The sequence below is a fragment of the Achromobacter sp. SD115 genome, from assembly GCF_017355315.1.
GTDB lineage: Bacteria > Pseudomonadota > Gammaproteobacteria > Burkholderiales > Burkholderiaceae_B > Achromobacter > Achromobacter xylosoxidans_B.
This window is the reverse complement of the sequence record NZ_JADIJM010000004.1, coordinates 1-13,735: the sequence shown is the minus strand read 5'-3', so window position 1 is coordinate 13,735 and position 13,735 is coordinate 1. Positions and strand designations below refer to the sequence as shown.

The 13,735-nt window shown below is 64.4% G+C and carries 11 protein-coding genes; 1 reads left to right on the top strand and 10 read right to left on the bottom strand.

The annotated features are described in order from the left end of the window. Nucleotides 1-2 precede the first annotated feature (2 nt). From IPU70_RS06860 to IPU70_RS06835, 6 genes are all read right to left on the bottom strand, one after another. Nucleotides 3-983: a sulfate ABC transporter substrate-binding protein gene (locus IPU70_RS06860; protein WP_242702379.1), complete on the bottom strand. Its 981-nt coding sequence runs from the start codon at nucleotides 981-983 to the stop codon at nucleotides 3-5. Nucleotides 984-1,254: 271 nt separating this feature from the next. Further along, nucleotides 1,255-1,896: a peroxiredoxin gene (locus IPU70_RS06855; RefSeq protein WP_042792543.1), complete on the bottom strand. Its 642-nt coding sequence runs from the start codon at nucleotides 1,894-1,896 to the stop codon at nucleotides 1,255-1,257. Nucleotides 1,897-2,043: 147 nt separating this feature from the next. Then, the gene (locus IPU70_RS06850; RefSeq protein WP_207466033.1) at nucleotides 2,044-3,870 is read right to left on the bottom strand and encodes an acyl-CoA dehydrogenase; all 1,827 of its coding nucleotides are present in this window, start codon (nucleotides 3,868-3,870) and stop codon (nucleotides 2,044-2,046) included. A 10-nt stretch (nucleotides 3,871-3,880) separates the two neighbouring features. Then, the gene (locus IPU70_RS06845) at nucleotides 3,881-4,858 is read right to left on the bottom strand and encodes a tripartite tricarboxylate transporter substrate-binding protein (protein WP_207466031.1); all 978 of its coding nucleotides are present in this window, start codon (nucleotides 4,856-4,858) and stop codon (nucleotides 3,881-3,883) included. A 65-nt stretch (nucleotides 4,859-4,923) separates the two neighbouring features. Then, a complete protein-coding gene (locus tag IPU70_RS06840) occupies nucleotides 4,924-5,691 on the bottom strand; it encodes an enoyl-CoA hydratase/isomerase family protein (RefSeq protein ID WP_207466029.1) in 768 nt (255 codons plus the stop codon). Continuing rightward, entirely contained in the window at nucleotides 5,688-6,893 is a 1,206-nt protein-coding gene (locus IPU70_RS06835; protein ID WP_207466027.1) for a CaiB/BaiF CoA-transferase family protein, read from the bottom strand. Before IPU70_RS06835 ends, IPU70_RS06840 begins: the two co-directional genes overlap by 4 nt. Nucleotides 6,894-6,988: 95 nt before the next feature. Here IPU70_RS06835 and IPU70_RS06830 point away from each other — a divergent pair, with 95 nt between their 5' ends. After that, complete coding sequence (locus tag IPU70_RS06830; RefSeq protein ID WP_207466024.1) at nucleotides 6,989-7,924, top strand: LysR substrate-binding domain-containing protein; 936 nt, start codon at nucleotides 6,989-6,991, stop codon at nucleotides 7,922-7,924. Here IPU70_RS06830 and aspT (IPU70_RS06825) read toward each other — a convergent pair. The 4 genes from aspT (IPU70_RS06825) to IPU70_RS06810 all read right to left on the bottom strand — a co-directional run. Further along, the gene (gene aspT / locus IPU70_RS06825; RefSeq protein WP_207466022.1) at nucleotides 7,921-9,621 is read right to left on the bottom strand and encodes an aspartate-alanine antiporter; all 1,701 of its coding nucleotides are present in this window, start codon (nucleotides 9,619-9,621) and stop codon (nucleotides 7,921-7,923) included. The two genes, IPU70_RS06830 and aspT (IPU70_RS06825), sit on opposite strands and share 4 nt — an antisense overlap. A 37-nt stretch (nucleotides 9,622-9,658) precedes the next feature. Beyond that, nucleotides 9,659-11,479, bottom strand: a complete 1,821-nt coding sequence (locus IPU70_RS06820) for a bifunctional aspartate transaminase/aspartate 4-decarboxylase (RefSeq protein ID WP_207466020.1) — start codon at nucleotides 11,477-11,479, stop codon at nucleotides 9,659-9,661. Between the two features lie 104 nt (nucleotides 11,480-11,583). Next, nucleotides 11,584-13,275 (bottom strand): aspartate-alanine antiporter, encoded by a 1,692-nt coding sequence (aspT, locus tag IPU70_RS06815; RefSeq protein ID WP_207466018.1) that lies wholly within the window; start codon nucleotides 13,273-13,275, stop codon nucleotides 11,584-11,586. A gap of 195 nt (nucleotides 13,276-13,470) precedes the next feature. Further along, on the bottom strand, nucleotides 13,471-13,735 hold a 265-nt coding region (locus IPU70_RS06810; RefSeq protein ID WP_207466016.1), incomplete at its 5' end, for an electron transfer flavoprotein subunit alpha/FixB family protein.

The window sequence follows — 13,735 nt, the reverse complement described above, 5'->3', positions numbered from 1 at the left end:
GCTTATTTCTTTTGCGGCAGATAGATCTGGTCGAAGGTGCCGCCGTCGCTGAAGTGATCCTTCTGCGCCTTGCGCCAGCCGCCGAAGATCTGGTCGTCGATGGTCACGAGCTTGACCTTGGGGAACTTGCTTTCGTACTTGGCGGCCACGGTCTTGTCGATGGGCCGGTAGTAGTTCCTGGCGATGATTTCCTGCGCGGCGGGCGTGTAGAGGAATTCCAGGTAGGCCTGCGCCGCGGCGCGGGTGCCCTTCTTGTCCACGACCTTGTCGACCACGGCCACCGGCGGTTCGGCCAGGATGGACAGCGACGGCACCACGATGTCGAACTTGTCCGGACCCAGCTCTTCCAGCGCCAGGAAGGCTTCGTTCTCCCAGGCCAGCAGCACGTCGCCCACGCCGCGCTCCACGAAGGTGGTGGTGGCGCCGCGCGCGCCGGTATCCAGCACCGGCACGTGCTTGAGCAGGTCGCCCACGAAGGCGCGGGCCTTATCCTCGCTGCCGCCGTTCTTTTCCAGCGCGTAGGCCCAGGCGGCCAGGTAGTTCCAGCGCGCCCCGCCCGAGGTCTTGGGATTGGGCGTGATGACCTGCACGCCGTCCTTGACCAGGTCGTCCCAGTCCTTGATCTGCTTGGGGTTGCCCTTGCGCACCAGGAACACGATGGTGGAGGTATAGGGCGAGCTGTTCTGCGGCAGGCGGGCCTGCCAATCGGCAGGTAGCAGCCCGCGGTCGGCGACGGCGTCGATGTCGTAGGCCAGCGCCAGGGTCACCACGTCGGCTTCCAGGCCGTCGATCACGGAGCGCGCCTGGCGGCCGGAACCGCCGTGCGATTGGCGGATGGTCAGGTCGACGTTGGCCTTTTCCTTGTATTGCTTGATGAACGCGTCGTCGATCGCGCGATACAGCTCGCGGGTCGGATCATACGAGACGTTCAGGAGCGTCTGCTTCTGCTGCGCCTGCGCCGGCGCCATCGCGGCGAACGACATCGTCACTGCGGCCAAGGCGGCCAACCAACCGGCTTTCCTGAAAGACATCCCTTGCTCCCTGTGTTCGGCAATGTGGGAGCAAGTGTGCTGGTTGGGCGTTCTGAACGGAACGAATCATTATTTGGTTGCTCATCGCTCGCAGGCATATAGGACCGCCGTCCCAGCAATGGGAATCTGCCCTGCCCCCACGCGCGGGCCAATGAAAAACCGCCGCCTCCCCAAAGGGCAGGCGGCGGTTTTGAACGGGGACCAGCCCCTTCGGTTTCCGAATTTACTTATTCGGCTGCGGCGTGATGCGCAGATACGGGCGCACAGCCTTGTAGCCCTTGGGGAATTTCTGCTTGATCACGGCCTCGTCCTGCAGCGACGGAACGATGATCACGTCGTCGCCGTCTTCCCAGTTCACCGGCGTGGCCACGCTATGGCTGTCGGTCAGTTGCAGGGAGTCGATGACTCGCAGGATTTCGTTGAAGTTGCGGCCGGTGCTGGCCGGATACGTGATGGTCAGGCGTACCTTCTTGTTGGGGTCGATGATGAACACCGAGCGCACCGTCAGCGTGGCGTTGGCGTTCGGATGGATCATGTCGTAGAGCTCGGACACCTTGCGGTCCTTGTCGGCCAGGATCGGGAAGTTGACCTTGGTGGACTGCGTGTCGTTGATGTCCTCGATCCACTTGGTATGCGAATCAGTGCCGTCCACCGACAGCGCCAGCACCTTCACGTTGCGCTTGGCGAACTCGTCGGCCAGCTTGGCGGTGTAGCCCAGTTCGGTGGTGCAGACGGGCGTGAAATCGGCCGGGTGCGAGAAAAGCACACCCCAGCTGTTACCCAGATACTCATGGAAGCGGATCGGTCCAGCCGAGGATTCCTGTTCGAAATCAGGGGCGGTGTCGCCCAGGCGTAGATGACTCATGGTGTCTCCTGTGTGCGGATGCAGGTGAGGGGCTGGCCGCCCGTCGCGGCAGGCGGCGCAGAACAGCGTTTCTTGGCGCAAGGTAGCGCCTGTGAAACGATTCTTCCATCAAACCTGTAGCCGGGGAAATACGCAAGTCATATAACCTTATGCAATATTCAAGCTGGCGCCGCAGGCGTCCGCCACCACCCCCGCACGCACCGCGGCCGACAGGGTCAGCGCGCGCGGCAGGATGTGGGCACCGTAGAACAATCCAGTCGCCAGCTTGGCTGTGTGGAACGGATCCGTGGACCCGGCCGCCAGGTGGCGCCGGCAGGCCAGCACGGCCCGCGCCATCTGCCAGCCGCCGTGCACCACCCCGGCCAGCATCAGATAGGGCACGCTGCTGGAATAGACCGCCCTGATATTGGTCGGCGATTGTTCCAGGATGAAGGCCACGCCGGCCTCGTAGGCCTGGATGGCGCTGTCCAGGTTGTCGCGCAGCAGGCGCAGCCCCTCCTGCTCGCCCGCGGACGCGCGCTTCGCCTCGGTCTCCACGGCGCGCAGCGTCTCCCGCATCGCCGCGATCGCGGCATGGGCGGTGGCGCCGCCGTCGCGTTGCGTCTTGCGGCTGACCAGGTCGTTGGCCTGGATCGCGGTGGTGCCTTCGTAGATGGGCAGGATGCGCGCGTCGCGGTAATACTGCGCCGCGCCGGTTTCCTCGATGTAGCCCATGCCGCCATGCACTTGCAGGCCCAGGGACGCGACCTCGACCGCCGTTTCGGTCGAGAAACCCTTGACGATGGGCACCATGTACTCGTAGAAGGCCCGGTTGCGTGAGCGCTGCTCCGGATCCGGATGATGCGTGCCCTTGTCATGCGCGGCCGCGGTCACGTAGGACACGGCGCGCGCCGCCTCGGTCAGCGCCTTCATGGTCATCAGCATGCGTTGCACGTCCGGATGATGCACGATGGCCACGGCGGCGGCCGAGCCTTCGATCGCCCGCCCCTGCACGCGCTCGCGCGCATAGGCCAGCGCGTGCTGGCAGGCCCGCTCCGACACGCCTATGCCCTGCTGCCCGACCGAATAGCGGGCGGCATTCATCATGATGAACATGTACTCCAGGCCGCGGTTCTGCTCGCCGACCAGATAGCCGATGGCGCCCTCGCCCACTTCGCCCTTGCCCGTGCCGTACAGCAGCACGGCGGTGGGACTGCCGTGGATGCCCAGCTTGTGCTCCAGCGACGCGCACCAGACGTCGTTGCGTTTGCCCAGTCTGCCATCGGCCTGCACCAGGAACTTGGGCACGATGAACAGCGAAATGCCCTTCACCCCGGCTGGCGCGTCCGGGGTGCGCGCCAGCACCAGATGGATGATGTTCTCGGCCAGGTCGTGGTCGCCATAGGTGATGAAGATTTTCTGGCCGCTCAGCCGGTAGCTGCCGTCAGCCTGCTTCACCGCGCGGGTCGCGACCTGGGCCAGGTCCGAACCGGCCTGCGGCTCGGTCAGGTTCATCGTGCCGGTCCATTTGCCGCCGATCAGTTGCGGCACGTATTGCTTGCGCTGCGCTTCGGATCCGACAGTGAGCAGGGCTTCGATCACCCCGTCCGTCAGCATGGGACACAAGGAAAACGCCAGGCTGGCCGCCTGGATGTTCTCGCCCGGCGCCGCCGCGACCAGCTTGGGCAGCCCCTGCCCGCCCCAGGCCACGGGATGCTGCAAGCCCTGCCAGCCGCCCGCCGCGTAGTCCTTGAAACCCTGCGCATAACCCGGCGTGGTGGTGACCTGGCCGTCTTTCCAGACCGGCGGCTGCGTGTCGCCCGGCACGTTCAGCGGCGCCACGGCCTGTTCCACGAAACGCCCGTTCTCTTCCAGGATGGCGTCCACCAGATCCGGCGTGACCTCTTCGAAGCCGGGGAGCTTCAGGACTTCCTCGAGGCCGGCCAGCTCGTTCAAGGCAAAGCGGAAGTCCTGCAGCGGGGTTACGTAGGGCATGGGGTCTCCATCAATTGGCAGTCTCTAGGCTTTCTTTGGCCAATCTTAAACCCTTGCTTCCTTCCTTGCGGGCATAGTCCCCGAACGCGGCCAGGGACGCGGACGGTGTCACTTCTTCATAGCCGGCGGCCATGCCCTGCTGCACGTCGGGCAAAGCCAGCACCTCATTGCTGGCCTTGAACAGCGTCTCCAGCACTTCCACCGGCGTGCCCTTGGGAGCGAAGATGCCCCACCAGTTGGAGAGGTCATAGCCGGGCACGGTCTGCGAAATGGGAGGATAGGGCAACAGCCGGGAAGGCTGGCCGGACGTGACCGCCAGCGCCACTACCTTGCCGGTGTCGATCACCGACTTGGCCGACGGCGCCGTGGCGAACGAGACGTCGGTGTCGCCCGCTGCCACGGATTGCGCCGCTGCGGCCCCTCCCTTGAAGGGAATATGCATCAGCTTCACCCCGGAGAGCGTCATGAACTCGACCGCCGCCAGGTGCGTGATGACGCCATTGCCGGACGACGCGACGTTGATGGACCCCGGCTTGCTCTTGGCGCGGTCGATCAGGTCCTGCACGTCTTTGAGCCCCAGCTTGGCGTTCGCGATCAGCACCATGGGACCGGTGGTGAGCTGCGCCACGGGCACGAAACTGTCCGGCGTGTAATCCACTTTGTACAGCGCGCTGTCGCTGCCCATGACGCTGGAATTGCCCAGGTACAGCGTGTAGCCGTCGGCGGCGGCGCGCGCGGCGAGGCTGGCGCCGATGGTCGATCCTGCGCCAGGACGGTTTTCAATGACGACCGGCTGCTTCAACTGCCTGGCAAGTGCGTTCGCATAGACGCGGCCCACCTGATCCGCCCCGCCGCCAGGCGGAAATCCGATCACCAGCGTCAAGGGCTTGGAGGGGTAAGGAGCTGCCGCGTGCGCCCCTCCGGGCATCGCGGACAAAGTGGCAACAGCGGCAAGTACGGCGCCGCAGGCGGCGATAGCGGGTTTCATCGGTGTCTCCTTTGGTGGAATCGGAGCCGCTTGTGCTGCGGCTCTCTGCTCATGCGCCGGCTGCGTCAGCAGCCGGTGAAATGCGGCGCGCGCTTCTCCTTCCAGGCCGCCGCGCCTTCAGCCAGGTCATGCGACCGCTCGGAACGCAATACCGCCTGTTCGATTCCGGCCAGATCGAGTTCGCCCCGCGCGATGCGGTTCAGATGCGCCTTGACGCCGAACAGCGGGATCGGCGCCATCGCTGCTATCTGCGCGCTCAAGGCGTCCAGCCGCGCCGCCAGCGTCTCCTCGGGCACCAGTTCGGTCAGGAATCCGATGCGCAGCATTTCGTCGGCCTGGAGCTTTTCCGCGGTCAGGAACAGCCGCTTGGCCTGATCCAGGCCAAGCCGCGCCACATAGCGCGACATGCCGCCAGCGTAGAAATGCAGGCCCAGCCGCGTGGCCGGCATGAACATATCCGCCTGCGGCGTGCCGATGCGGAAATCGCAGGCCAGGCACAGGTCGGTGCCGCCGCCATAGGCCCCGCCCTGGACCGCCGCTATCGTCACTGGCCGCGCCGCCTCGATCAGGTCCATGGTCTGGCCGAAGTAGAGAGAGCTGGGGGCCTGGTCCGATGCCAGGGACGAAATGTCATAGCCGCTGCAGAAATACTTGCCCTCGGACTGGAAGCGCAGCACCCTGACCGCGTCGTCCGCATTGACCCGCTCCAGTTGCTCCCTGAGGACAGCCAGGTCCTGGGGACCGAGACGGTTGGCATGGCCAGGCCTGCGCAGGCGGACGGTGGCAACGTGTCCGTCAATGGACAAGCTGGGCGTATCGGAAGGCGCCGTCATGCGTGGACCTCCGCCTGATGCGCCACCCCATCCGCCAACAGGCGATCGATCTCGGCATCTGCCATCCCGTAGCGCGCGAACACTTCACGCGTGTGCTGGCCGAAGACAGGCGGGGCGCGGCGGCTTGCCGTGCCCGCAGCGCTCAGGCCCAGGGGCAGGTCCACCTGCCGCAGTTCGCCCAGCAGCGGGTGGTCCAGGGAGCGCACCAGTCCGCAGGCCTGCACCTGCGCATCGGCGAACACGTCTTCCAGGGTATTAATGGGCCCGGCGGGAATGCCGCCTTCGATCATCAGCGCAGTCCACTCCATGCGCGTCTTGCGCTGGAGGCCGGCCTCCAGCTCCTGCTTCAACGCATAGCGGTGCTGCATGCGCTCCGCGTTCGTGAGGAAGCGCTCGTCGGACACCAGATGGGAGAGCCCGAGTATGCTGCAGAGCTTGACCCACATCGCCTGGGTCGCCGGCGCCAGATTGAGCGGACCGTCCGCGGTCTCGAAAGTACCGTAGGGCGCGATGACCGGATGCACGTTGCCGCAGGGTTCGGGGATTTCCCCCTTGCTGAGGTAGCGCTGGCCCTGGACGCTGAGCAGCGCCATGAGTCCAGCCAGCAGCGACGTTTCCACGTGCTGCCCGCGTCCGGTCGACGAACGCTGCGCGACGGCCGACAGGATCCCTATCGCCAGCCACATGCCTGCGGTCAGGTCGCCGACAGCCACGCCCACTCGCATCGGCCCCGACTCCGGCGAGCCCGTCAGGCTCATGAAGCCGGAGTAGCCTTGCGCGACCTGGTCAAAGCCGGCCCAGTCCCGCGCCGGCCCCTTGCTGCCGAAACCGGAGATCGACGCCATGATCAGCCCCGGCTGTTCTTGCGCCAGCGCCTCGTAACCCAGGCCCATCGCATCCATGGTTCCGACCTTGAAGTTCTCGACCACGATGTCGGATGCCAGGGCCATTCTGCGCAGCAGCGCCAACCCCTCCGGCTTGCGGAAGTCCACGCCTATACCTTGCTTGCTACGATTGGCACTAAGATAATAAACACTTATATCTTCTTCGAAGGGGCCCCATTGCCGCGCCATTTCGCCCGCCGGCATGGGCTCCACCTTGACGACTTCAGCGCCCAGGTCTCCAAGAATCATTGTGCAGAACGGTCCGGAGAGCGCTCGGGTCAGATCCAGCACTTTCAACCCTGCCAACGGCAGACTCATTTTCGTTCTCCCTTGATGCGAGGCCCATTCTAGGCAGCACCTCGAGAGCGCCGAAAATACTATTTTCCGATCTATTCATAAGATTCTCTTATTCAATGAATCTGCGCCAACTCAAGTACTTCGTCCGTGTCGTTGAAATGCGCAACATGACCCGCGCAGCGGCAAGCCTGCACGTCGCGCAGCCGGCGCTGAGCCAACAGATGGCGCTGCTGGAGGAAAGCCTGGGCGTCTCGTTGCTGGTGCGCGGCGTCAAGGGCGCGCAGCCCACCGCCGAAGGCCTGCTGCTGTACCGGCATGCGCAAACCATTCTGCGTCAGGTCGACAGCACCCGCAGCCTGCTCTCCAAGACCACGGATCAGGTCACCGGCACGGTATCGATCGGGCTGGCCTCCAGCACCGCCCGCATGCTGGCCTTGCCGCTGATGCGCCGCGCCAAGGCGGAACTGCCCTCGGTGGTGCTGGAAATCGTCGACGTGCCCAGCGCGGACCTGACCAAGCTGGTTCTGCAGGGGCGCATTGATTTTTCCCTATCGCCGGACCAGCAGCCCATCCAGGGCCTGCTGCGCACGCCGCTGCTGCGGGAAAACCTGTTCTTGCTGGCCCACGCCAGCGTGACGCTGCCGCGCCGCACCCTGGCCATTGCGGACTTCGCCGCCTTGCCGCTAGTCCTGCCCAGCCTGCCCAATACCCTGCGCGCGCGCCTCGACCATGCCTTCCTGACGGCAGGCCTGACCTGCAATCTGTTCGCCGAAGCGAGCACGTCGGCGATCCTTGTTCCGGCGGTGCGCAGCGGAATGGCGGCCACGATACTGCCGTCCTCGGCAGCCCAACCTGAAATCGCGGACGGATCGATCGTGGCGCACGCGCTGGACGAAGCCCTGTCGCGTGAACTGGTGCTCTGCGCCAGCGAGAGCCTGCCTCCCACGCCGGCGGTAAGCCGGGTCATCGATCTGTGCAAGGACGAAATAGAGCGCCTGATCGACGATCAGACCTGGCAGGGATGCGCACTGCTACAACAAGGCTCGCGCTAGGCCAGATGATGCGCCAACGACACAATGATCGGCCCCAGCACCGGCAACAGCACATTGGCGATGGCGTAGGTCACCGTGTAGCCCAGCAGCGGCACGGAACTGCCGCTGGACGTCAGGATGGCGCTGATGGCCGGGGTGCTGACATGCTGGCCCGCGATGGCGCCGACCAGCAGGGGGCCCTCGATCTTCAGGATCTTGTGGCCCAGCCAGAGCGACAGGCAGGCCGGCCCCAGCGAAACCAGCAAGCCGATGAGCGGCAGCACCGCGCCATGCTCGCGGATCAAGGCCATGGCCTCGGGTCCCGCCGACAGCCCGACGCAAGCCACGAATACCGCCAGCCCCAGGTCCTTCAACAACTGCACGGCATGGTCCGGCATATGCCCTATCGCCGGCCGCTTGGCGTTGATCCAGCCGCAGACCAGGCCGCTGACCAGCGCCCCGCCGCCGCTGCCCAGCGACACGGGAATGCCCCAGAGCCGCGCGCTCAGGCTGCCGATCATCAGGCCCGCGAGAATACCGAAAGCCAGGAACACCAGATCGGTCACGCCGCTGCGCCGCAGTTCGTTGCCCAGGGCCGCGCCGGCTTCCGACAGCTCAGGCTCGGCGCCGACCAGCGTGACCAGGTCGCCATACTGCACCACCGTGGATAGCGTGATCGGCAAGGAGTGGCCCGAGCGCACAATGGATTGCAGGAAAACGCCGCGCGCGCGCCGGGCGTTCGGCCGCTTCGCCAGTTCCCCGACGGTATGGCCGTTGACCGTCTTCTTGTTGACGATGACGGCCAACTCGCTCAGTTGCAGATCGTCGGCATGCGCCTCCGGCAACTGGATTTCGGGTCCGATGACGGAACCCGCGCGCAGCGCGAAGCGCCGCAAGCCCAGCACCACCACGATGTCGCCGGTGGCTAGCAGGTCGTCCGGCGTGGCGTCCACCGCCTCGCCATTGCGCAGGATGCGGCTGATGACCGTGCGCCCGCCCAGCGCGGACTCCACTTCGGCCACGCTTTTGCCATCGGCGTCCTTGACCACGTGCGAGCGTCCCACCAACCGCGGCAGCGTGGACAGGGTCGCTTCCTCGCCCTCGCCTGCAGCCACGCCCAGCTTTTCCTCGAGCGCCTTGGAAGCCTCGCGCAGATTTATGCGCAGCAGCGCCGGCGCGATCTGGCTGGTGAAAAACACGATGCTGATAAGTCCGACCAGGTAGGTCAGCGTGTAGGCCGTGGCGATGTTGGCTTCCATGCGCTGGACCTCGGCATCCGCCAACCCCAGGTGCTTGAGCGCCTCGGCGGCGGTGCCGACCACGGCCGACTCGGTGGCCGCGCCGGCAGCCAGGCCAGCCGCCGTGCCTGCATCCAGGCCGAACAGCGGCACCGCGATCAGCACGATCGTCAGCACCAGCAAGGCTTCGACGAGGGGTAGCGCCATGTACCGCAAGCTGGAGCGGTTCAGGTTGGCAAAGAACTGCGGCCCGCCCGAATACCCCATTGCAAAGATGAACAGGGCGAACGCGACTTCCTTCAGGTCGCCGCGCATCTGGCAACCCGTCTGGCCGATCAGCAGGGCGACGATGAGTGTTCCGCACACGCCGCCCAGCTGGATCGGCCCGACTTTGAGCTTGCCTATCAGGTATCCCAAGCCCACCGTCACGAACAGCACTGCGATGGGAACGCTATTGAAAAACCCGACGGTGCAAGTCATGTCGTCATGTCGCCCTGGAGGTTGCTACCTGGCCTGCCTACTTGCGCGCGGCCGCCTTCTTGACGGACTTCACCGCCACGTCAGACTTCTTCACCGCTTTCTTGACGGCTTTCTTCGCAACCGCGGTCTTGCCCGCCTTGCGCTTGGCTGCGGGCGCCTTCGTGGTCTGGCCCTTGCCGGCCGTCGGGCCCGAACGCACCAGCTCGCCGGCCTTCCACGCCTCGACGTACTCGGTCGCGGCTTCGACCATGTGCTTGCCGATCTTGGCGTAGTCGCCGTCGTCCAGATTCGCCAGCGACACACGGATCGACCAAGGCGGGCCGCCGAAGCCGCCGCCGTCCATCAGCACCACGCCGGATTTCTCGGCCAGGCGGAACAGGAAGTCGACCGGTTCGTAGTTGGACATCATGTACTTGCAGAACGCCTCGCCATACGTGATCTTGGCCCAGACCATGAAATCCAGCTCGACGTAGTACCAGGCGCGCATCGGATCCTCGGGCGGCATGGGAATGCCCAGGCCGCGCCACAGCGCATCGCGGCGCGCGCGCACGATCTTCATCGTCAGGTGCTTGTAGGAGTCCTTCAGGTCCATCAGATGCGACAGCGCGAAAAAGCCCATCTGCACCTGCTGCGGCAGCGACAGGCCTGCAGTGTGGTTCAGCGCGACATTGCGGCTGTCGGCCACCAGCCGGTCGATGAACTTGAGCTTTTCGGGCTCCATCGTCATGGCGCCGTAGCGCTTGTTCAGGCGCTGTTTCCAGGACGCCGGCAGTTCGGCGATACGGCGGTCCATGGTGTTCTTTTCATGGGTCGCGATCACGCCCAGGCGCCATCCCGTGCAGCCGAAGTTCTTGGAGAACGAATACACGCAGATCGTGTTGTGCGGCACCTCGGCCATCAGCGAGCGGAAGTTCGGCACGAAGGTGCCGTACACGTCGTCCGTCACCAGCACCAGGTCCGGGTTCTTGCGGATCAGGCGCACGATCTGCTTCATCTCGACCGGGCTGAACGCCACCGACGGCGGGTTGCTGGGATTGACCGTGACCGCCAGCTTGATCTTGGGATTTTCCAGCTTGGCGATTTCGGACGCCGGATAGTGCCAATCGTGGGTGCCGTCGGCCCGCAGGCTGCTGGCGTTGATCGGCACGATCTTGAACTGGAAGCGCTCCAGATGCGAGATTTCGATATAGGGAGTGAAGGTCGGCAGGAACAGCGCGATGGTGTCGCCCTGCTTCAGCAAGCCGTTCTGCATCAGCGAATCGAAGATGTAGCACATGGCAGCCGTACCGCCTTCGACCGGGAACAGATCGAACTTGCCCTTGGGCGGACGGCCGTCGCACATTTCCTTGATCAGGTAATCGTGCACGATCTGTTCAAGATGGACCAGCGCGCGCGGCGGCACGGGATAGTTGTCGCCGATGATGCTGTCGGTCAATTCATGGACCCATGCGTCGGGGTCGAAGCCCTTGACCTTGACGCCGTATTCCAGCACGCCGACCAGGAAATCGTAGCCGTCCATACCCTTGTGCTTGGACAGGAATTTGCGCATCCGATCGGCGCAGCCCTTCCTGGCCGGCATGCCCGCCAGAATGGACTCGTCGCGCACGCGGCGGGCTTCCTTCATCGCGAACTGGCCCATCAGGAAGAAAGCGTCGCGCGGTTCGGTGGCGATCCAGTTCGGGTTGCCGCGGCCGGCGTTCAACATGGTGATGGCGGCGGTGTGCTGGTTGTCCTTGGCCAGCGTGATCAGATAGTCCTTCAGTTCAAACGGAGAAAGCTGTTCGAGGTCGCGTTGGCGCGAACGGGTTGTTTTCAAGGCCGAAGCCAGGCTGACGGTGAGAGGCGCGGTGGAAGCCATTGTTCAGTACTCCTGGTTTGCATGGTGACAGGCGCTGAGCGTCGCCGGCCGGGCCGGCGCGCTTGCAAAACGCCCCACAAGCACGGGGCTTGCGGGGCGTTCTGCTAGGACATGAGCATGACGATGACAATCCCCCAGATGATGAGCAGGGTATTGCCGATGGCGTAGGGCACCGTGTAGCCCAGGGCGGGCACCTGGCTCTTCGCCGTTTCGGTGATCTGGCCTATGGCCGCGGTGGTGGTCCGGGCTCCGGCGCAGACTCCCAGCGCAATGGCGGGATGGAACTTGAATACGTACCGCGCAATGTACACGCCCACGATCATCGGCACGCTGGTGGCGATGATGCCCGCGATGAAGAGCTTGGCGCCCAATTGCTGGAAGCCCAGCACGAATCCCGGCCCGGACGATATGCCCACGACTGCGACGAAGGTTGTAAGGCCCACGGATGTCAGGAACCAGTGCACCGGTTCCGGCACCCGACCGAAGGTCGGATGCACCGAGCGCAGATAGCCGAAGATCAGGCCGGAAATCAGCGCGCCGCCGGAGGTCGACAAGGTGACGGGAACGCCGCCCACGGTCATCACCAGAGAGCCGAACAGGCCGCCCAGCAGGATGCCGAAGCCGACGAAGACCATATCGGTCTGGCTGGTGGCGCGATCCACATAGCCCAGCCTGCCAACCACGCGCTCAACGTCGCGCTTGGCGCCCAGCACGAACAGGCGGTCGCCGCGGTCGAGCTTCAGGCCCCAGTTGATCGGCATGTCGTGGCCGCCGCGCACGACCTTGCGCAGAAACACGCCGCGTCCCAGCTCGCGGCCCGCTTCGCTGTCCGCGATTTCCTTGATGGTCTTGCCGGCAATGTTCTTGTTGGTCAGGACGACTTCGACGACCTCGGCGGGCATGTTGATCAGGTCGCGGTCCTCGACTTCGGTGCCGATGATGCCGGCGGCCTGCGTAACCAACGCATCATGCCTGCCGGTCACGCCCAGCACGTCGCCTTGCTGCAGCACGGTCTTGGCATCGCTGTCGATGATCTGGTCGCCGCGACGGATACGCTCCACGAATACTCGGGCCTCGACAAAGCGAGACTCCAGCTCTCCCACCGTCTTGCCGGCGAATTCCGGACGGTCCAGCTTGTAGGCGCGCGCGATGAACTTGCGGTAGCCCGACAATTCCATCGAATCGGCGCCGCCGGACATCTTGGCCTCGTATTCCTGGCACTCCTTGACGATATCCACGCGCATGAGCTTCGGGCCCAAGGAAGCCAGTATCCAGGCGCTTCCGACCGTGCCGAAGATGTAGCAGACCGCATAGGCGACCGGAATGCTGTCGATCCATTTCTTCTTGGTGGCTGCGTCTATGCCCAAGCCGTTGATGGTGTCCGTTGCCACGCCCATGACCGCAGAAATGGTCTGAGCCCCGGACAGCAGGCCTGCGCCGGTGCCGGCGTCGAAGCCGAAGCCCACGGCTGTCGCCCATGTCACCAACAAGCAGATCACGCATATAAGGACGGCGAAGATGACCTGGGGAAGGCCATCGCTTTTCATGCCTCGGAAGAACTGCGGTCCGACGCCGTAACCCAGACCGAAGAGGAAGAGCAGGAAGAAGACCTGCTTGAGGATGGGAGCGATCGTGATATTGAGCTGTCCCACCAGCACGCCCACCAACAGCGTGCCGGTCACGGCTCCCAGATTGAATCCGAAAATCTTCTTGGCGCCTATCCAATACCCAACACCCAGGGTAAGGAAGATCGCAAGTTCCGGATATTTTCGCAGAGTGTCAAAGAACCATTCCATCCCGAATCTCCTTCGTTCTGTACAGGTCGAGCACTTGCGCGAATCTAGCTGCGCGCGGAACACATTATCAGAATCTTTCGAGAAATCAAAAGATTTGGGATATTGAAATCAAAGGATATGTGGTCCTGGCGTCAAAAATAAAAAAGCCCGCCAGCGCGAAGCTGGCGGGCCTTCAATACTGCAGCGCGATAAGACTTACAGCGCGCCGGTCAGTTCAGGCACGACCTGGAACAGATCACCCACCAGGCCATAATCGGCCACGCCGAAGATCGGCGCTTCCGGATCCTTGTTGATGGCGACGATGACCTTCGAGTCCTTCATCCCGGCCAAGTGCTGGATGGCACCCGAGATACCAACCGCCACATACAGCTGCGGCGCGACGATCTTGCCGGTCTGACCGACTTGCCAGTCGTTGGGCGCATAGCCCGCGTCAACCGCGGCGCGCGAGGCGCCGAGTGCG

What these genes read in the sequence shown, in the direction of transcription:
- IPU70_RS06820 (WP_207466020.1), bottom strand. Translation starts at nt 11,479, where the DNA reads ATGGCTTCCACCGCGCCTCTCACCGTCAGCCTGGCTTCGGCCTTGAAA.
- IPU70_RS06850 (WP_207466033.1), bottom strand. Translation starts at nt 3,870, where the DNA reads ATGCCCTACGTAACCCCGCTGCAGGACTTCCGCTTTGCCTTGAACGAG.
- IPU70_RS06860 (WP_242702379.1), bottom strand. Translation starts at nt 983, where the DNA reads ATGTCGTTCGCCGCGATGGCGCCGGCGCAGGCGCAGCAGAAGCAGACG.
- IPU70_RS06835 (WP_207466027.1), bottom strand. Translation starts at nt 6,893, where the DNA reads ATGAGTCTGCCGTTGGCAGGGTTGAAAGTGCTGGATCTGACCCGAGCG.
- IPU70_RS06845 (WP_207466031.1), bottom strand. Translation starts at nt 4,858, where the DNA reads ATGAAACCCGCTATCGCCGCCTGCGGCGCCGTACTTGCCGCTGTTGCC.
- aspT (WP_207466018.1), bottom strand. Translation starts at nt 13,275, where the DNA reads ATGGAATGGTTCTTTGACACTCTGCGAAAATATCCGGAACTTGCGATC.
- IPU70_RS06830 (WP_207466024.1), top strand. Translation starts at nt 6,989, where the DNA reads ATGAATCTGCGCCAACTCAAGTACTTCGTCCGTGTCGTTGAAATGCGC.
- aspT (WP_207466022.1), bottom strand. Translation starts at nt 9,621, where the DNA reads ATGACTTGCACCGTCGGGTTTTTCAATAGCGTTCCCATCGCAGTGCTG.
- IPU70_RS06855 (WP_042792543.1), bottom strand. Translation starts at nt 1,896, where the DNA reads ATGAGTCATCTACGCCTGGGCGACACCGCCCCTGATTTCGAACAGGAA.
- IPU70_RS06840 (WP_207466029.1), bottom strand. Translation starts at nt 5,691, where the DNA reads ATGACGGCGCCTTCCGATACGCCCAGCTTGTCCATTGACGGACACGTT.